At 72.0% G+C, this 18306-nt stretch carries 18 protein-coding genes and 3 tRNA genes; 18 read left to right on the forward strand and 3 right to left on the reverse strand.

Annotated features, from left to right (window positions below):
• Positions 1–95: 95 nt before the first annotated feature.
• From ABD308_RS31080 to ABD308_RS31110, 7 genes are all read left to right on the forward strand, one after another.
• On the forward strand, positions 96–287 hold the full coding sequence (locus ABD308_RS31080; RefSeq protein ID WP_344342427.1) for a hypothetical protein: 192 nt from the start codon (positions 96–98) through the stop codon (positions 285–287).
• Positions 284–373: a K(+)-transporting ATPase subunit F gene (gene kdpF / locus ABD308_RS31085; protein WP_344342429.1), complete on the forward strand. Its 90-nt coding sequence runs from the start codon at positions 284–286 to the stop codon at positions 371–373. The genes ABD308_RS31080 and kdpF overlap by 4 nt, the downstream gene beginning before the upstream one ends.
• 1 nt (position 374) lies before the next feature.
• Entirely contained in the window at positions 375–2036 is a 1662-nt protein-coding gene (kdpA, locus tag ABD308_RS31090; protein WP_344342431.1) for a potassium-transporting ATPase subunit KdpA, read from the forward strand.
• An 11-nt stretch (positions 2037–2047) separates the two neighbouring features.
• Entirely contained in the window at positions 2048–4174 is a 2127-nt protein-coding gene (gene kdpB / locus ABD308_RS31095) for a potassium-transporting ATPase subunit KdpB (RefSeq protein WP_344342433.1), read from the forward strand.
• A 21-nt stretch (positions 4175–4195) separates the two neighbouring features.
• Positions 4196–4819 carry a potassium-transporting ATPase subunit KdpC gene (kdpC, locus tag ABD308_RS31100; RefSeq protein WP_344342435.1) on the forward strand — a complete coding sequence of 208 codons (624 nt, stop codon included), beginning with the start codon at positions 4196–4198 and terminating at the stop codon, positions 4817–4819.
• A gap of 113 nt (positions 4820–4932) precedes the next feature.
• On the forward strand, positions 4933–7548 hold the full coding sequence (locus ABD308_RS31105) for an ATP-binding protein (RefSeq protein ID WP_344342437.1): 2616 nt from the start codon (positions 4933–4935) through the stop codon (positions 7546–7548).
• Positions 7545–8222 carry a response regulator gene (locus ABD308_RS31110; protein WP_344342439.1) on the forward strand — a complete coding sequence of 226 codons (678 nt, stop codon included), beginning with the start codon at positions 7545–7547 and terminating at the stop codon, positions 8220–8222. The genes ABD308_RS31105 and ABD308_RS31110 overlap by 4 nt, the downstream gene beginning before the upstream one ends.
• Positions 8223–8429: 207 nt before the next feature.
• Here ABD308_RS31110 and ABD308_RS31115 read toward each other — a convergent pair whose 3' ends face one another.
• The gene (locus ABD308_RS31115) at positions 8430–9719 is read right to left on the reverse strand and encodes an amidohydrolase family protein (protein ID WP_344342441.1); all 1290 of its coding nucleotides are present in this window, start codon (positions 9717–9719) and stop codon (positions 8430–8432) included.
• Positions 9720–9957: 238 nt separating this feature from the next.
• On the opposite strand from ABD308_RS31115, the gene ABD308_RS31120 reads away from it, so the two are divergent.
• From ABD308_RS31120 to ABD308_RS31145, 6 genes are all read left to right on the forward strand, one after another.
• A tRNA-Thr gene (locus ABD308_RS31120) sits at positions 9958–10030 on the forward strand.
• A gap of 43 nt (positions 10031–10073) precedes the next feature.
• Positions 10074–10146 (forward strand) — tRNA-Met (locus tag ABD308_RS31125).
• Between the two features lie 84 nt (positions 10147–10230).
• Positions 10231–10395: a 50S ribosomal protein L33 gene (gene rpmG / locus ABD308_RS31130; RefSeq protein WP_006604855.1), complete on the forward strand. Its 165-nt coding sequence runs from the start codon at positions 10231–10233 to the stop codon at positions 10393–10395.
• 149 nt (positions 10396–10544) lie between these two features.
• Positions 10545–11006, forward strand: coding sequence for an FAS1-like dehydratase domain-containing protein (locus ABD308_RS31135; RefSeq protein WP_344342443.1), 462 nt, complete (start codon positions 10545–10547; stop codon positions 11004–11006).
• Positions 11007–11011: 5 nt separating this feature from the next.
• A complete protein-coding gene (locus tag ABD308_RS31140; protein ID WP_344342505.1) occupies positions 11012–11434 on the forward strand; it encodes a MaoC family dehydratase in 423 nt (140 codons plus the stop codon).
• Positions 11435–11483: 49 nt separating this feature from the next.
• On the forward strand, positions 11484–12527 hold the full coding sequence (locus ABD308_RS31145; protein ID WP_344342508.1) for a UDP-N-acetylmuramate dehydrogenase: 1044 nt from the start codon (positions 11484–11486) through the stop codon (positions 12525–12527).
• A gap of 28 nt (positions 12528–12555) precedes the next feature.
• On the opposite strand, the gene ABD308_RS31150 is transcribed toward ABD308_RS31145, so the two are convergent.
• Positions 12556–13584 carry an adenosine deaminase gene (locus tag ABD308_RS31150; protein WP_344342446.1) on the reverse strand — a complete coding sequence of 343 codons (1029 nt, stop codon included), beginning with the start codon at positions 13582–13584 and terminating at the stop codon, positions 12556–12558.
• A 138-nt stretch (positions 13585–13722) separates the two neighbouring features.
• Positions 13723–14967: a pyridoxal phosphate-dependent aminotransferase gene (locus ABD308_RS31155; RefSeq protein ID WP_344342449.1), complete on the reverse strand. Its 1245-nt coding sequence runs from the start codon at positions 14965–14967 to the stop codon at positions 13723–13725.
• 258 nt (positions 14968–15225) lie between these two features.
• Here ABD308_RS31155 and ABD308_RS31160 point away from each other — a divergent pair.
• The 5 genes from ABD308_RS31160 (at position 15226) to rplA (ending at position 18294) form a co-directional block, all read left to right on the forward strand.
• Positions 15226–15298 (forward strand) — tRNA-Trp (locus ABD308_RS31160).
• 148 nt (positions 15299–15446) lie between these two features.
• Positions 15447–15779 carry a preprotein translocase subunit SecE gene (gene secE, locus ABD308_RS31165; protein WP_344342453.1) on the forward strand — a complete coding sequence of 111 codons (333 nt, stop codon included), beginning with the start codon at positions 15447–15449 and terminating at the stop codon, positions 15777–15779.
• Between the two features lie 210 nt (positions 15780–15989).
• Positions 15990–16892 (forward strand): transcription termination/antitermination protein NusG, encoded by a 903-nt coding sequence (gene nusG, locus ABD308_RS31170; RefSeq protein ID WP_425554894.1) that lies wholly within the window; start codon positions 15990–15992, stop codon positions 16890–16892.
• Between the two features lie 165 nt (positions 16893–17057).
• Positions 17058–17492, forward strand: coding sequence for a 50S ribosomal protein L11 (rplK, locus tag ABD308_RS31175; RefSeq protein WP_344342456.1), 435 nt, complete (start codon positions 17058–17060; stop codon positions 17490–17492).
• A 79-nt stretch (positions 17493–17571) separates the two neighbouring features.
• Positions 17572–18294 (forward strand): 50S ribosomal protein L1, encoded by a 723-nt coding sequence (rplA, locus tag ABD308_RS31180; protein WP_344342459.1) that lies wholly within the window; start codon positions 17572–17574, stop codon positions 18292–18294.
• The last annotated feature ends 12 nt before the right edge of the window (positions 18295–18306 follow it).

Raw genomic sequence — 18306 nt, forward strand, 5'->3', positions numbered from 1 at the left:
GGGCCTCGGCGCACCCGGTCACGGTCCGGACAAGGGCCCGTATGGAGCCCGTCAACAATCGAACGGGCGCCGTATGGAGGGCGTCAAGAGCACCGTTGACGCTTCGTGAGCGCGGTTGGCTGGCCTTGCCGGCCCGCCGCCGGCGCCGCACCCCCCGCTTCTCGCGGGCGACGCGGCCACCTCCGAACCACCGTGGTGGAGCCATGTCCGATCTGATCTACGTCGCCGTCACGCTCGCCGTGTTCGGCGTCATCGCCCTGATCGCGCGGGGGGTGGAGAAGCTGTGAGTGCGGAGAACGTCGTGGGTCTCATCGTGGCCGTCGCGCTCGTCGGCTACCTCGTCGTGGCGCTGATCTACCCGGAGAAGTTCTGACATGGGCTCGACTCTCGCGGGCTGGCTGCAGGTCCTCGCCCTGGTGGGCGCGCTGGCCCTGTGCTACCGCCCCCTGGGCGACCACATCGCCCGCGTCCTCACCACCTCCAAGCACCTGAGAGCCGAGAAGGCGCTCTACAAGGTGATCGGCGTGGACGCCGACGCCGACCAGCGCTGGCCGGTCTACCTGCGCTCGGTGCTGGCCTTCTCGGCCGTCTCCGTCCTCTTCCTCTACGGCCTGATCCGCCTCCAGCAGTGGCTGCCCCTCAACCTGGGCGTGCCGCGGATGGAGGGCCACCAGGCCTGGAACACCGCGATCTCCTTCGTCGCCAACACCAACTGGCAGTCCTACAGCGGCGAGGCCGCGATGGGGCACCTGGCCCAGATGGCCGGCCTGGCGGTGCAGAACTTCGTCTCGGCGGCCGTCGGCATCGCCGTCGTCGCCACGCTCATCCGCGGGTTCACGCGCAACCGCACCGACCGGGTCGGCAACTTCTGGGTGGACCTGACCCGGATCAGCGTGCGGCTGCTGCTGCCGGTCGCGGTCGTCTTCGCCCTGGTCCTGGTGGCGAGCGGCGTGGTGCAGAACCTCCACGGCTTCCACGAGGTGGCCACCCTGGCCGGCGACCCGCAGGCGGTGCCGGGCGGGCCGGTGGCCTCGCAGGAGGTCATCAAGCTGCTGGGCACCAACGGCGGCGGTTTCTACAACGCCAACTCGGCGCACCCCTTCGAGAACCCGAGCGGCTTCTCCAACCTGGTCGAGGTCTTCCTCATCCTGCTGATCCCGTTCTCGCTGCCGCGCGCCTTCGGCAGGATGGTCGGCGACCACCGCCAGGGCTACGCGATCGTCTCCGTGATGGCGCTGTTCTGGATCGCCTCGACGGTGCTGATCACCTTCTCCGAGTCGCAGCACGCGGGCAGCGCCCTGCAGGCGGCCGGCGGGGCGATGGAGGGCAAGGAGCAGCGGTTCGGAGTCGCGGCCAGCTCGATGTTCGCGGCGTCGACGACGCTGACCTCGACCGGCGCGGTGAACTCCTTCCACGACTCGTACACGCCGTTCGGCGGCGGGCTGACGATGTTCAACATGATGCTGGGCGAGATCGCGCCCGGCGGGGTGGGCTCGGGCCTGTACGGGATGCTGGTGCTGGCGGTCGTGGCGGTCTTCGTGGCCGGCCTGATGGTCGGGCGCACCCCGGAGTACCTGGGCAAGAAGCTGGGCGGGCGGGAGATGAAGTTCGCCTCCCTCTACATCCTGACCACGCCGACGATCGTGCTGGTCGGCACGGGTGTGGCGATGGCGCTGCCCGGCGAGCGGGCCGGGATGCTCAACACCGGCGCCCACGGCTTCTCCGAGGTGCTGTACGCGTTCACCTCGGGCGCGAACAACAACGGCTCGGCGTTCGGCGGCATCACCGTCAGCACCGACTGGTACGACACCGCGATCGGCCTGGCCATGGTGTTCGGCCGCTTCGTGCCGATGGTCTTCGTCCTCGCCCTGGCCGGCGCGCTCGCGCAGCAGCAGCCGGTCCCCGCCACCCCGGGCACCCTGCCCACCCACAAGCCGCTGTTCGTGGGCCTGCTGTCGGGCGTCGTCCTGATCGTCGTCGGCCTCACCTACTTCCCGGCCCTGGCTCTCGGGCCGATCGCGGAAGGTCTCTCCTGATGTCGTCCACCATGACCGAAGAATCCGAGCGGGCCGGGAAGCCGGTCCCGCAGCTGGAGACGGCGCCCGCCGGGGCGTCGCACAGAGCGGCCGGCGGCCTGCTGGACCCGAAACTGATCCTCTCCTCCCTCCCGGACGCGGTGAAGAAGCTCGACCCCCGGGTGATGGTGAAGAACCCGGTGATGTTTGTGGTCGAGGTCGGCTCGATCGTCACCACGGTCTCCGCGATAGCCGACCCGTCGGTGTTCGCCTGGTCGATCACCGTCTGGCTCTGGCTGACCACGGTCTTCGCCAACCTGGCCGAGGCCGTCGCCGAGGGCCGCGGCAAGGCACAGGCGGACACCCTGCGCCGCACCAAGACCGACACCGTGGCCCGCCGCCTCACCGACTGGCCGGCGTCGCGGGCCGAGGAGGAGGTGTCCGGCACCGCGCTGCGGCTCGGCGACCACGTGGTGGTCGAGGCCGGGCAGACCATCCCCGGTGACGGGGACGTCGTCGAGGGCGTCGCCTCGGTCGACGAGTCCGCGATCACCGGCGAGTCCGCGCCGGTGATCCGCGAATCGGGCGGCGACCGCTCGGCCGTGACCGGCGGCACCAAAGTGCTGTCCGACCGGATCGTCGTCAAGATCTCCTCCGAGCCCGGCAAGACCTTCATCGACCGGATGATCGCCCTGGTCGAAGGCGCCGCCCGGCAGAAGACGCCCAACGAGATCGCGCTCAACATCCTGCTGGCCTCGCTGACCGTCGTCTTCCTGATCGCGGTCGTCACCCTGCAGCCGATGGCGACCTACGCGGGCGCCCCGCAGTCGATGATCGTGCTGGTCGCGCTGATCGTGGCGCTGATCCCGACCACCATCGGCGCGCTGCTCTCGGCGATCGGCATCGCCGGCATGGACCGGCTGGTCCAGCGCAACGTCCTGGCGATGTCCGGCCGCGCCGTCGAGGCCGCCGGCGACGTCACCACCCTGCTGCTCGACAAGACCGGCACCATCACCCTCGGCAACCGCCAGGCCGCCGAGTTCCTCGCGGTGACCGGCGTGTCCACTGACGAACTGGCCGACGCCGCCCAGCTCTCCTCGCTGGCCGACGAGACGCCGGAGGGCCGCTCGATCGTCGTCCTGGCGAAGACCGGGTACGGCCTGCGGGCCCGCGCCCAGGGCGAGTTGGCCCACGCCACCTGGGTGCCGTTCACCGCGCAGACCCGGATGTCCGGCGTGGACCTGGAGGAGAGGGACGGGGTGCACCAGGTCCGCAAGGGCGCGGCCTCGGCCGTCTCCACCTGGGTCACCGGCAACGGCGGCACCGTCACCGACGAGGTCTCCTCCCTGGTCGACGGCATCTCCGGGGCCGGCGGCACCCCGCTGGTGGTCGCCACCAGGACCGCCGACGCCCCGGCCCGCGTCCTCGGTGTCATCCACCTCAAGGACGTCGTCAAGGAGGGCATGCGCGAGCGGTTCGACGAGCTGCGCCGGATGGGCATCAAGACCGTCATGATCACCGGCGACAACCCGCTGACCGCCCGGGCGATCGCGGAGGAGGCGGGCGTGGACGACTTCCTCGCCGAGGCCACCCCCGAGGACAAGATGGCCCTGATCAAGAAGGAGCAGGCCGGCGGCAAGCTGGTCGCGATGACGGGCGACGGCACCAACGACGCGCCCGCCCTCGCCCAGGCCGACGTCGGGGTCGCGATGAACACCGGCACCATGGCGGCCAAGGAGGCCGGCAACATGGTCGACCTGGACTCCAACCCCACCAAGCTGATCGAGATCGTCGAGATCGGCAAGCAGCTCCTCATCACCCGCGGTGCGCTGACCACCTTCTCCATCGCCAACGACGTCGCGAAGTACTTCGCGATCATCCCGGCCATGTTCGCGGCCGTGTACCCGGGCCTGGACAAGCTGAACATCATGCACCTGCACAGCCCGCAGTCCGCGATCACCTCGGCGATCGTCTTCAACGCCCTGGTCATCATCGGCCTCATCCCGCTGGCCCTGCGCGGGGTGAAGTACCGCCCCACCGACGCCGGCTCCCTGCTGCGCCGCAACATCGGCCTCTACGGCTTCGGCGGCCTGGTCGTCCCGTTCGTCGGCATCAAGCTGATCGACCTGGTCGTCCAGTTCATCCCCGGCCTCAACTAACAGGAGAGGAGAGAGCGTTCCATGTCCAAGCCCCTGCCCGCCGCCGTGCGCACCCACCTCACCGCGCTGCGCGCCCTGCTGGTCCTGACGGTGCTCCTCGGCATCGCCTACCCGCTGCTGGTCACCGGCGTCGCCCAGGCCGTCTTCAACGACCAGGCCAACGGCTCGATCGTCAAGGCCGACGGCAAGGAGGCCGGCTCCAGCCTGCTCGGCCAGACGTTCAACCTGCCCAAGCAGAACCCGGACGACCCGGACGAGGCCCCGCGCCCCGACCCGAAGTGGTTCCAGCCCAGGCCCGGCGCCTACGACCCGACGGCCTCCGGCGCCTCCAACCTGGGCCCCAACAGCGAGGACCTCACCAGGACCGTCGAGGAACGCCGTCAGGCCGTCGCCGCGTTCGACGGCGTCGACCCGGCGAGCGTCCCCGCCGACGCGGTCACCGCCTCCGGCTCCGGCCTCGACCCGCACATCTCCACCGCCTACGCCGAACAGCAGGTCCAGCGGGTCGCCAAGGCCCGCGACCTGCCGGCCGACACCGTCCGCGAACTGGTCGACGAGTGCACCGACGGCCGCTCGCTGGGCTTCCTCGGGCAGCCGGGCGTCAACGTCGTCCTGCTGAACCGGGCGCTGGCGGAACAGAAGTGACGGCCGTTCGGCCAGGAAGCTGAGCCGGGCCGATCCGGGCCGGGGCACCCGCCCCGCACCCGGGTCGGCCCGCCGTCCGTCCCGTACCGACGCAGAACGAAAGAGCAGCGCCCATGGCCCGCGACCTCGCCCCCGGCACCGGCCACCGACGCGGCCGGCTGAGGGTGTACCTCGGCTCCGCCCCCGGTGTCGGCAAGACCTACCGGATGCTGGACGAGGCACGGCGCAGACGGGACCGCGGCGCGGACGTCGTCGTCGGCTACATCGAGTGCCACGGCCGCCGGTACACCGAGGCCATGCTCGACGGCCTGGAGGTGCTGCCGAGGGTCCACCGCTCCTACCGGGAGGGCGACTTCGAGGAGATGGACCTCGACGCCGTGCTGGCCCGCCGGCCCGCCGTCGTCCTGGTCGACGAACTCGCCCACACCAACATCCCCGGCGGGCGCAACGGCAAGCGCTGGCAGGACGTCGAGGACCTGCTGGCCGCCGGGATCGACGTCATCACCACCGTCAACATCCAGCACCTGGAATCACTGAACGACGTCGTCCGGAAGATCACCGGCATCCCGCAGCGCGAAACCGTCCCGGACGAGGTGGTCCGCCGGGCCGACCAGCTCGAACTCGTCGACATGGCCCCCCAGGCGCTGCGCCGCCGGATGGCCCACGGCAACGTCTACCGGGCGGAGAAGGTGGACGCCGCGCTCTCCCACTACTTCCGGGTCGGCAACCTCACCGCCCTGCGCGAACTCGCCCTGCTCTGGGTGGCCGGGCGGGTGGACGAGGGCCTGCGGGACTACCGGGCCAGCCACAACATCGACCGGGTCTGGGAGGCCCGCGAGCGCGTCGTGGTCGCCCTCACCGGCGGACCCGAGGGCGAGACGCTGATCCGCCGCGCCGCCCGGATCGCGGACCGCACGGCCGGCGGCGACCTGCTCGCCGTGCACGTCACCCGCAGCGACGGCCTGGCGGGGGCGTCCTCGGGGGCCCTCGCCCAGCAGCGACAGCTGGTGGAGACCCTCGGCGGCGGCTACCACGTGGTGGTCGGCGACGACATCCCCACCGCGCTGCTCGCCTTCGCCCGCGCCCACGACGCCACCCAGCTCGTGCTCGGCACCAGCCGGCGCGGGCGCACCGCCCGCTTCCTCACCGGCCCCGGCATCGGCGAGACCACCGTGGACGCCTCCGAGGACATCGACGTCCACATGGTCACCCACGAGTTCACCGGCCGCGGCCGGCTGCCCGCGCTCGGCCGCCGCCACTCCCGGCGGCGCACCGTGGCCGGCTTCCTCGCCGGCCTGGTGGCGCCGTGGCCGCTGACCGCCCTGCTCTCGCAGTTCCACGGGACCGTCAACCTCACCACCGACGCGCTGATCTTCCAGCTCGGCGTCGTGGCGGTGGCCCTGTTCGGCGGCGCGACCTCGGCCCTGGTGGCCTCGCTGGTCGCCTCGGTGCTGCTCAACTACTTCTTCATCCCGCCGGTCCACGACTTCACCATCGGCGAGACCAACAACATCATCGCCCTGGTGGTCTTCGCCGCCGTCGCGCTGACCGTCTCCACCGTGGTCGACCACGCCACCCGGCTCACCGCCCGGGCCGCCCGGGCCACCGCCGAGGCCGAGACCCTCTCCACCCTGGCCGGCAGCGTGCTGCGCGGCGCCGACGCGCTGCCCGCCCTGCTGGAGAAGTCCCGCACCGCGTTCGGCATGCGCACCGTCGCCCTGCTGGACCGCACCGGCGGCGAGGTGCTGGCCTCCCGCGCCTCCCCCGACGGCGCCGCCCGTGACAGCGGCAGCGGCAACGACGACGGCAGCGGCGACGGCTTCGGCAGCGGCGACGGCGACGGCGGGTCCGAGCCCGGGCAGGCCGACGCGACCACCGAGGTCCCGGTCGGCCCCGACGCCGTGCTCGTCCTCACCGGCCGCCGGCTGCCCGCCGCCGACCAGCGCGTCCTCACCGCCTTCGCCGCGCACGTCGCCGCCGCCCTGGAACGCGACCGGCTCGCCGTGGCCGCCGCCGAGGTCGAACCGATCAAGGCCGCCGACCGGATGCGCACCGCGCTGCTCGCCGCCGTCAGCCACGACCTGCGCACCCCGCTGGCCGCCGCCCTCGCCTCGGTCGGCTCGCTGCGCAGCCCCGACGTCGAGTTCTCGCCCGAGGACCGGGCCGAACTGCTCGCCACCGCCGACGAGTCCCTCGTCAGACTCACCCGTCTGGTGGACAACCTGCTCGACATGAGCCGTCTCCAGGCCGGCGCGCTCACCCTGCACCTCGCCGAGACCCACCTCGACGAGATCCTGCCGCGCGCCCTCGACTCGCTCGCCGACCCGTACGCGCCCGTCCAGCCGCTCGACCTGGAGACCGTGCCGCCGGTGCTCGCCGACCCGCCGCTGCTGGAGCGGGTGCTCGCCAACGTGATCACCAACGCGCTGCGGCACAACGCGCCCGGCGCACCCGTCCTGGTCGCCGCCAGCCACCACGCCGCGCGGGTCGAACTACGGGTGATCGACCGCGGCCCCGGCATCGCCCCCGAGGACCGCGACCGGGTCTTCCTGCCCTTCCAGCGCCTCGGCGACACCGACAACACCCAGGGCGTCGGCCTCGGCCTCGCGCTCTCCCGCGGCCTGGCCGAGGCGATGGGCGGCGGCCTGGAGGTCGAGGACACCCCCGGCGGCGGCACCACCATGCTGCTCACCCTGCCCGCCGCCGACCCACGGGAGGCCCCCGCATGAGCGAGATCCTGATCGTCGACGACGAGCCCGCGCTGCTGCGCACCCTGCGGATCAACCTCGGCGCCCGGCAGTACGCCGTCCGCACCGCCGCCACCGGCGGCGAGGCCCTGGACCGTGCCGCGCGGAGCACCCCCGACGCCGTCCTGCTCGACCTCGGCCTGCCCGACCTGGACGGCATGGACGTGCTGCGCGGCCTGCGCCGCCGCAGCGCGGTGCCGGTCATCGTGCTCTCCGGCCGCTCCAGCGCCGCCGACAAGGTGAGCGCGCTGGACGCGGGCGCCGACGACTACCTCACCAAGCCGTTCCTGATGGAGGAACTGCTGGCCCGGCTGCGCGCCGTGCTGCGCCGCCCGCCGGTGGCCGGCCCGGCGGCGCCCGCCCCGGTCCTCGGCGACCACACGGTGGACCTCGCCGCCACCACGGTGACCGGGCCCGACGGGCCGGTGCGGCTCACCCCGACCGAGTGGCGGATCCTCGCCCTGCTGCTGGCCAACCCGGGCCGGCTGGTGCCCGGGCCGCAGATCCTGCGCGAGGTCTGGGGGCCGGCCCAGGAGCGGCGCGGCAACTACCTGCGGGTCTATCTGGCCGGCCTGCGGCGGAAGCTGGAGCGCGACCCGGCCCGGCCGCGCCACCTGATCACCGAGCCGGGCATCGGCTACCGCTACGTGCCCTGAGGCCCGCGCGTCAACGAGCCGTCAAGAGCGGCCGCCCCGGCGACAACAGCGCGTCAAGGCCGGCCGGAACCACCCGTTCGCGGGCGTAGCGTCAGTGGTGAGGAAGCGGCGTCCCGCTCCATGTGGGGGATGTCCGGGGCGCCGCTTCGCCGCTCCGGCGGCCGGCAGTGGGGGAGGGGCGCGCGGTACCGATGCCGCGCGCCCCGATCACTCGTTCGGCCCGCGCCCGTCCGTGCCGTCCGACTGCCGGGGCAGCGCCAGGGCCACCGTGTCGGCGAACTCGCGCACCGCGCTGGTCCGGCTGACCACCCGTCCGCTGTGCACCACCAGCCGGCTGTGCCCGCCGGCCAGCGCCCCGGCCAGGCTGTCGCCCCGCACCGCCAGCAGCTCGGCCGGGAAGCCGGCGTCCACCCGCACCAGGGGCAGCCCCAGCGCCAGCCGCGCCTGGTTGGACACCGCGTCGTACGCCGCCTCCACGTCCAGCACGCCGCCCGCCGCCAGCAGGTACGCGGCCTCCAGCGGATCGGCCCGGCCGACCGGGTTGGCGCCGTCCCGCAGCGACCCGCTGCCGGCCACCAGCGGCACCCGGGCCTTCACCAGCTCGCGCAGCGGCGCCGGCCGCAGCCCGGCGGCCGGGCCCAGGCCCTCCAGCCCCGCGCAGCCGCTGTTCTGCGGCAGGCAGACCACCCGGATCCCGGCGTTGGCCAGCACGGTCGAGGCACCCGGCGCCAGCGAGCCGCACGGCCCGAGCACCACCCGGGGCCGCAGCGGCGCCAGCGCCCCGGCGAGGCGGGCCAGCCGGCCCGGATCGGCGGCGGTGGTGTGCAGGTCCACCGGGCAGTCCGCCTCCCGGGCGGCCTCCAGCAGCAGCTGGACGTAGCCCGCCGGGTCCGGGTCCAGCTCGGGGCAGCCGCCGGCCGCGGTGGCACCGAGCTTGAGCGCCTCCCGCAGCTGGGCCCGGCCGTCCGCCCCGGCCCGGCCGGTGAGCAGCCGGGGCATCGCCACGGCCTGCAGCTCGGCGAGGCCGCGCAGCGCCTGCTGGGCGGTGAGCACCGCCTCCAGCCGGCGCAGTCCGTGCACGTCGCCGATCCGGACGTGGGTGCGCTGGGCGGTCGCGCCGTAGCCGAGCGAGGTCAGCGCGGCCTCGGTGACCCGCCGGGTGAGGTCGGTGGACGTGTCCGGCGGGGGCGCGGGCAGCGCGGCGGAGAAGGCCACGTCGTAGTGCGCGTGCGCCTCGACCGGGGCCGGCAGCAGCAGGTAGCCGCGCAGGTCGATCCGGGCGCCGGTGGTGACGGTGGGGGCGCCGGGCAGGGCCGGCAGCGGGCCGAGCCCGCCGGCGGTGCCGACGGCCTGGATCCGGTCGCCGCTGATCCGCACGTCCACCACCCGGCCGTCGGCCAGCCTCGCCCCGGTGAGCAGCAGGACGGGTCCGTGCCCGAGCGGGTTGGCGGCCGGGCCGGATCCGGGCTGCGGTCCGTCGGCGGCTGCGCTGTCCATCGCCCGGCTCCTTCTCGCGTCCGGCTCCTGCTCGGGTCAATGAGCGACGAGCCTACGGGCGGCGGCCCCTGGGAGCCGGGAGGCGGGCAATAGTCGTATCGGGTCGGGCCGCGGCCGGGGGGCGCGGTCGAACGCCGGGCCTTCGATCGCTCAGCCGTGCGCGCCGCGGACCTGCGGACTTCGCCGCCGGATACGGATTTCACCTCTGGGCGCGGAACGTGTAATCTCTTCCTCGTTCGCCCCTATAGCTCAGTCGGTAGAGCGTCTCCATGGTAAGGAGAAGGTCTGCGGTTCGATTCCGCATGGGGGCTCTGGTGAGAAGGAGTCAGCCTCGGCTGTGCTCCGGATCACTGTGGCGGTGTAGCTCAGTTGGTAGAGCAAGCGGCTCATAATCGCTGTGTCACCGGTTCAAGTCCGGTCACCGCTACCCCGCGTAGTCGGTCGGGAGATCGCACTCCCGGTCGGCTACTCTTGTCTGTGTTCTTATTCATTGTCCAAGGAAGGCACTCCCGTGGCTGCCACCGATGTCCGCCCGAAGATCACGCTGGCCTGCGTGGAGTGCAAGGAGCGGAACTACATCACCAAGAAGAACCGGCGTAACGACCCGGACCGTCTTGAGATGAAGAAGCACTGCCCCCGCTGCAACTCGCACACCGCGCACCGCGAGACCCGCTGACCCTGACCCCAGGGCATCGGGCCTGTGTGAAATCAGGTCTTTGACTCCGGGCCGCATCCCTTACTGGGTTGCGGCCCGGAGTTTTTTCGTTCGTCCACGCTGTTCACCGCTGTTCACCGTGTCCACCGCGTTCCCGAGGAGCTCTGCCGATGGCACTCGACCCCTCCTTCATCGGGCGGACGTATCCGCCCACCGAGCCCTACGAGGTCGGCCGCGAGAAGATCCGCGAGTTCGCCGTCGCCGTGGGTGACGCCAACCCGGCGTACACCGACCCGGAGGCGGCCAAGGCGCTCGGCCACCCGGACGTGATCGCCCCGCCGACCTTCCCGATCGTGCTCAGCATGCGGGCCTCCGCCCAGGTGGTGCAGGACCCGGAGCTCGGCCTCGACTACAGCCGGGTGGTGCACGGCGACCAGAAGTTCACCTACACCCGCCCGGTGCGGGCCGGTGACCGGCTGACCGTCACGGTCACCGTCGACAACATCAAGTCGCTGGCCGGCAACGACGTGCTCACCGTGCGCGGCGAGATCGCGGACGAGTCCGGCGAGCACGTGGTGACGTCCGTCATGACCCTGGTGGCCCGGGCCGCCGACGAGAAGACGGGGGAGTGAGCCCGATGACGGTCCGCTACGACGAGGTCGAGGCCGGCACCGAGCTGCCGGCGCGGTCCTTCCCGGTGACCCGCGCCACCCTGGTGCAGTACGCGGGGGCCTCCGGCGACTTCAACCCGATCCACTGGAACGAGAGGTTCGCCCTGGAGGTGGGCCTGCCCGACGTCATCGCGCACGGCATGTTCACCATGGCCGAGGCCGTCCGGGTGGTCACCGACTGGGTCGGCGACCCGGCCGCGGTGGTCGAGTACGGCGTCCGGTTCACCCGCCCGGTGCCGGTGCCCAACGACGGGGTCGGTTCGGTGATCGAGGTCACCGGCAAGGTCGCCAAGCTGCTCGACGACCAGAAGGTCCAGGTCGACCTGGTGGCGACCTACGCGGGTCAGAAGGTGCTCGGCATGTCCCGGGCGGTCGTCCGGCTGGCCTGAGTCCGGCCGGATCGGAAGTTACGCAACGTGCGTTAGCTTGGGGGGCGTGCTGGAAGAACTCGACGCCCCCCTCGCCCCGCTGACCACCCTGCGGCTCGGCGGCCCGGCCCGCCGGCTGGTGACCGCGCACACCGATGACGAGGTGATCGCCGTCGTCCGCGCCGCGGACGCGGCGGGGCAGCCGCTGCTGGTGGTCGGCGGCGGTTCCAACCTGGTGATCGGCGACGCCGGTTTCCCCGGCACCGTGCTGCGGATCGCCACCACCGGCTTCGCCCTCGACGGCACCGCGCTGGAGCTGGCGGCCGGCGAGGTCTGGGCCGACGCGGTGGCCCGCACCGTGGACGCGGGCCTGGCCGGCATCGAGTTCCTGGCCGGCATCCCCGGCTCGGCCGGCGCCACCCCGGTGCAGAACGTCGGCGCGTACGGCCAGGAGGTGGCGCAGACGATCACCGGGGTGGTCGCCTACGACCGCCGCTCCGGCGAGACCGTCACCCTCGGCAACGAGGCCTGCGCCTTCTCCTACCGGCACAGCCGCTTCAAGGCGGAGCCGGACCGCTACGTGGTGCTGCGGGTCCGCTTCGCGCTGGAGGACGCCGCAGGGCGGTCCACCCCGGTCCGCTACGCCGAGGTCGCCAAGCACTTCGGGGTGGCCCAGGACGAGCGGGTCGGCCTGCGCGAGGCGCACGACGCGGTGCTCGGCCTGCGGTCCGGCAAGGGCATGGTGCTGGACGCCTCGGACCACGACACCTGGTCGGCCGGCTCCTTCTTCACCAACCCGGTGCTGACCGCCGAGCAGTACGCCGCGTTCCTGGCGGTGGCCGCCGGCCGCGAGCTGACCGCCCCCGCCTACCCGGCGCCGGACGGCCGCACCAAGACCTCGGCCGCCTGGCTGATCGACAAGGCCGGGTTCGGCAAGGGCTACGGCAGCGGCCCGGCGACCCTCTCCACCAAGCACACCCTGGCGCTCACCAACCGCGGCGCGGCCACCACCGAGGACCTGCTCGCGCTGGCCCGGGAGATCCGGGACGGCGTGCGGGCGGCCTTCGGGGTGGAGCTGGTCAACGAGCCGGTGATGGTGGGCGTCCGCCTCTGAGCGGGGCGCGGACGGGCTCGGCCGGGGTTCAGGCGGTCAGCCACGCGTCGATGTCGGCGAGCAGTTGCTTCCGCACGCTCTCCGGCGCGCACGAGCCGCGCACCGACTGCCGGGCCAGCTCGGCCAGCTCCTGGTCGGTGAAGCCCAGCACGTCGCGGGCCAGGTCGTACTGGGCGGCGAGCCGGGTGCCGAACAGCAGCGGGTCGTCGGCGCCGAGCGCGAGCGGCACCCCGGCGTCGAACAGCCGCCGCAGCGGGACGTCCTCGGGGTGTTCGTAGACGCCGAGCGAGACGTTGGAGGAGGGGCAGACCTCGCAGGTGATCTGACGGTCGGCCAGCCGCTGCATCAGCCGTTCGTCCTCGGCGGCCCGCACGCCGTGGCCGATCCGGCCGGCGCCGAGGTCGTCCAGGCAGTCCCGGACGGACTCCGGGCCGGCCAGCTCGCCGCCGTGCGGGGCGGCCAGCAGCCCGCCGTTGCGGGCGATGTCGAAGGCGCGGTCGAAGTCGCGGGCCATGCCGCGCCGCTCGTCGTTGGAGAGGCCGAACCCGACCACGCCCCGGTCGGCGTACCGGACGGCGAGCCGGGCCAGCGTCCGGGCGTCCATCGGGGACTTCATCCGGTTGGCGGCGACCAGGACCCGGATGCCGACCCCGGTGGCCGCGGCGGCGTCCTCCACCGCGTCCAGGATCAGCTCCAGGGCGGGGATCAGGCCGCCCAGCCGGGGCGCGTAGGAGGTCGGGTCGACCTGGATCTCCAGCCAGCGGGAGCCGTCCCGCCGCTCGTCCTCGGCGGTCTCCCGGACCAGCCGGCGGATGTCGCTCTCGTCGCGCAGGCAGGAGCGGGCGGTGTCGTAGAGGCGCTGGAACCGGAACCAGCCGCGTTCGTCGGTGGCCCGCAGCTTGGGCGGCTCGCCGGAGCTGAGCGCCTCCGGCAGCCGGACCCCGTGCTTGTCGGCCAGTTCGAGCAGGGTGGCCGGGCGCATCGAGCCGGTGAAGTGCAGGTGCAGGTGGGCCTTCGGGAGGTCCCTGACGTCTCGCGGGTTCAGCAGGCGTTCCATTCACGAATCCTGCCGCATCGGGGGGTGCTACGGGAACCGCCCTCTTCCCGTCCCCCGAAGGGGTGGAAAGAGGGCGGTCCGGTCAATCCGGATTGACCCGTCCCGTGGGCCGGAGCCCGTGCGAGCCGGCCCGCGGAATCAGCGGGCCTCGGCCAGCAGCTTCTGGACGCGGCCGACGCCCTCCGCCAGGTCGGCGTCGCCGAGGGCGTAGGAGAGCCGCAGGTAGCCGGGGGTGCCGAAGGCCTCGCCGGGGACGACCGCCACCTCGGCCTCGTCCAGGATCAGCGAGGCCAGCTCGGCGGAGGTCTGCGGGCGGCGGCCGCGGATCTCCTTGCCCAGCAGGGCCTTGACGGACGGGTACACGTAGAAGGCGCCCTCGGGCTCGGGGCAGACCACGCCGTCGATCTCGTTGAGCATCTTCACGATGGTGCGGCGGCGCCGGTCGAAGGCGGTGCGCATCTCGTGGACCGCGGAGAGGTCGCCGGCGACGGCGGCCAGGGCGGCGCGCTGCGCCACGTTGGAGACGTTCGAGGTGGCGTGCGACTGCAGGTTGGTCGCGGCCTTGATGACGTCCTTGGGGCCGATCACCCAGCCCACCCGCCAGCCGGTCATCGCGTAGGTCTTGGCGACGCCGTTGACCACGATGGTCTTGTCGGCCAGCTCGGGCAGCAGGGCCGGCAGCGAGGTGAACTCCGCGTCGCCGTAGACCAGGTGCTCGTAGATCTCGTCGGTGAGCACCCACAGCCCGTGCTCGACCGCCCAGCGGCCGATCGCCTCGGCCTCGGCCCGGGTGTACACCGCGCCGGTCGGGTTGGACGGCGAGACGAACAGCACCACCTTGGTGTTCTCGGTGCGGGCGGCCTCCAGCTGCTCGACCGAGACCTTGTAGCCGGTGGTCTCGTCGGTCACGACCTCCACCGGCACGCCGCCGGCCAGCTGGATCGACTCGGGGTAGGTGGTCCAGTACGGCGCCGGGACGATGACCTCGTCGCCCGGGTCGAGGATCGCCGCGAACGCCTCGTAGATCGCCTGCTTGCCGCCGTTGGTCACCAGCACCTGGGAGGCGTCCACCGCGTAGCCGGAGTCGCGCAGCGTCTTGGCCGCGATCGCCTCCTTGAGCTCCGGCAGGCCGCCGGCCGGGGTGTAGCGGTGGTTCCTCGGGTCACGGCAGGCGTCGACGGCGGCCTCGACGATGTAGTCCGGGGTGGGGAAGTCCGGCTCGCCGGCGCCGAAGCCGATGACCGGACGGCCGGCCGCCTTGAGGGCCTTGGCCTTGGCGTCCACGGCGAGGGTGGCGGACTCGGCGATCGCGCCGATCCGGGCGGAGACGCGGCGGTCGGCGGGGCGGACGGAACTGTCGGGCTGCGGGGTGGAAGCGCTCATGCCTGCATGGTCGCAGACCGCGCACGCGCCGGGCACGGCGGTTTCACCATCTGTACGGGGCCGTCCACATGGCGGCCCGGCGTGGCGCGTGCGACGGCTGGAAAAGAAGAGGTTCGACCAAACGCCCTCCGACCACGTACACTCACTGCTCGACGGCCACCGAACGAACCGGAGCCTCCGCCGCCGTGCAGAACCTGTACGGGGATCGGCGGGAGATGCGGTAGGTTGGTGGTCGCTACTGGGGCCGCGAGGTTCCGTAGGGCAATAGCTCAATTGGTAGAGCACCGGTCTCCAAAACCGGCGGTTGGGGGTTCAAGTCCCTCTTGCCCTGCTGCTTGATCCGTATTCAGCCCGTTCGCTCCGCAGAGCGAGCGGGCTTGATGCGGAGAGGGCGCCGATCAGCACCGTTAGCCGGCCGCTCGTGCCTTTTCGGGGTACGCAGTCGACGCTCGGCAGGACCCGGATTCAGGTGAGGACGAGTGACGGAGACCACGGGCTCCACCGCAACGCCTGAGAGCGGCAACCCCGAGGGGACCGACGGCGCTGCCGAGACCGCGCCCGCGGAGGGCGAGTCGCGCCGCAAGCGCTCTGGCGACAAGAAGTCCGGCAAGCGGGCCAAGAAGGGCGCCTTCGCCCGTCTCGCCCTCTTCTACCGGCAGATCATCGCCGAACTGCGCAAGGTCGTCTGGCCGACGCGTAACCAGCTGGTGAGCTACACCACCGTGGTGGTCGTGTTCGTCGTGATCGTGATGGCCTTCGTGTCCGGTCTGGACTACGGCTTCTCCAAGGCGGCCCTCTGGATCTTCGGCTGACGCGGCCGATCACCTTCGAAACAGCTTCCCCGACCCGGGCCGTTCCTCGGCCCGGGTCGAGCTGTCTGCGTCGGCGGGACGAGGCCGCTACCGTTGACTCGGTACTGTTGAAGTCTCCGAGGCGAACTTCCGGCGACCGCGTGAGCGGAGCGTCGCCGGTCCGTCGCGGAGCGCGCCACCTTCACCATCTCCAGGAAAGAAGCAGCCACCGTGTCTGAGTCCCCCCTGTACGACGCCGACGAGACCGTCCGCGAGGCGGATGTCGCCGCCGAGGACGCGGCCGAGCTGGCTGACGACGTCGAGTCCGACGAGCAGCAGATCGTGGACGCCGTCGACGCCGACGAGGACGAGGCCGAGGCGTACGACGAGGCCGAGGCCGGGGAGCCGGCCGAGGAGTCCGCGCTGCACGTGGAGTCCGACGAGGAGTCCGGCGAGGACGAGGGCGGGACCGAGGACGAGGCCGAGGAGGCCGCCGCCGAGGAGACCGAGGCCGAGCCGGCCGAGGAGGTCGACCCGGTCGCCAAGTTCCGCGAGGACCTGCGGTTCATGCCGGGCGAGTGGTACGTGATCCACACCTACGCCGGCTACGAGAACCGGGTGAAGCAGAACCTGGAGCAGCGCGCCGTCTCGCTGAACGTCGAGGAGTACATCTTCCAGGCCGAGGTGCCGCAGGAGGAGGTCGTCCAGATCAAGAACGGCGACCGCAAGACGATCCGCCAGAACAAGCTCCCCGGCTACGTCCTGGTGCGCATGGACCTCACCCCGGAGTCCTGGGGCGTCGTGCGCAACACCCCCGGCGTCACCGGCTTCGTCGGCAACGCCTACGACCCGTACCCGCTGACGCTGGACGAGGTCGTCAAGATGCTCGCCCCCGACGTGGAGCGCCAGGCCGCGAAGGAGGCCGGCAAGCCCTCGCCGGTCAAGCCCAGCGAGATCCAGGTGCTCGACTTCGAGGTCGGCGACTCGGTCACCGTCACCGACGGTCCGTTCGCGACCCTGCAGGCGACCATCAACGAGATCAACCCCGACTCGAAGAAGGTCAAGGGCCTGGTCGAGATCTTCGGCCGGGAGACCCCGGTCGAGCTCTCCTTCGACCAGATCCAGAAGAACTAGTCGCACGGTCTTCGGATTCGGGGCGGGGCCGAGGGCCTCGCCCCGAATCCGTTTTGGTCCAGCGACGCCAAGGCGTTAGCCTGGTCCGATGTGTGTGCTGGCGACCGGGTGTCGCCCCGGATCGGCACACACCAGCAATCACCTCTCGGAAGGACCCGGAGAGACATGCCTCCCAAGAAGAAGAAGGTCACGGGGCTTATCAAGCTCCAGATCAACGCCGGTGCGGCCAACCCGGCGCCGCCGGTCGGCCCCGCGCTGGGCCAGCACGGCGTCAACATCATGGAGTTCTGCAAGGCCTACAACGCCGCGACCGAGTCGCAGCGCGGCATGATCGTGCCGGTGGAGATCACGGTCTACGACGACCGTTCCTTCACCTTCATCACGAAGACGCCGCCGGCCGCGCGCCTCATCCTGAAGGCCGCCGGTATCGAGAAGGGCTCCAGCGAGCCGCACAAGACCAAGGTCGCCAAGCTCACCAGCGCCCAGGTCCGCGAGATCGCCACCACCAAGCTGCCCGACCTGAACGCCAACGACCTGGACGCCGCCGCGAAGATCATCGCCGGCACCGCCCGGTCGATGGGCATCACCGTCGAGGGCTGATCACCCCTTCTCGTTCCCCGTGGTAGGGCCTGCGCTGGCCCGTGAATACCACAACTCCCATCACCATTCAGGAGCAGCTATGAAGCGCAGCAAGGCCCTGAAGGCCGCGGACGCACAGGTCGACCGCGAGCGCCTTTACGCCCCCCTCGAGGCCGTCCGCCTCGCCAAGGCGACCAGCACCAGCAAGTTCGACGGCACCGTCGAGGTCGCCATGCGTCTGGGCGTCGACCCGCGCAAGGCCGACCAGATGGTCCGCAGCACCGTGATCCTCCCGCACGGCACCGGTAAGACCGCTCGGGTCCTGGTCTTCGCGACCGGCGAGCGTGCCGAGGCCGCGCGTGCTGCGGGTGCCGACATCGTCGGTGCCGACGAGCTCATCGACGAGGTCGCCAAGGGCAAGCTGGACTTCGACGCCGTCGTCGCCACCCCGGACCTCATGGGCAAGGTCGGCCGCCTCGGCCGTGTGCTCGGTCCCCGTGGCCTGATGCCGAACCCGAAGACCGGCACCGTCACCCCCGATGTCGCCAAGGCCGTCAACGACATCAAGGGCGGCAAGATCGAGTTCCGCGTCGACAAGCACTCGAACCTGCACTTCATCATCGGTAAGGCCTCCTTCACCGACGAGCAGCTGGTCGAGAACTACGCCGCCGCGCTGGACGAGGTGCTCCGCGCCAAGCCGTCCGCCGCCAAGGGCCGCTACATCAAGAAGACCGCGTTCTCGACCACCATGGGCCCCGGCATCCTGGTGGACCCGAACCGCACCCGCAACCTCCTCGTCGAGGAGGACCCGGCCGCGGTCTGATCGCAGTCGTCG

The sequence above is a fragment of the Kitasatospora putterlickiae genome (genome assembly GCF_039527695.1).
Classification (GTDB): Bacteria; Actinomycetota; Actinomycetes; order Streptomycetales; family Streptomycetaceae; genus Kitasatospora; species Kitasatospora putterlickiae.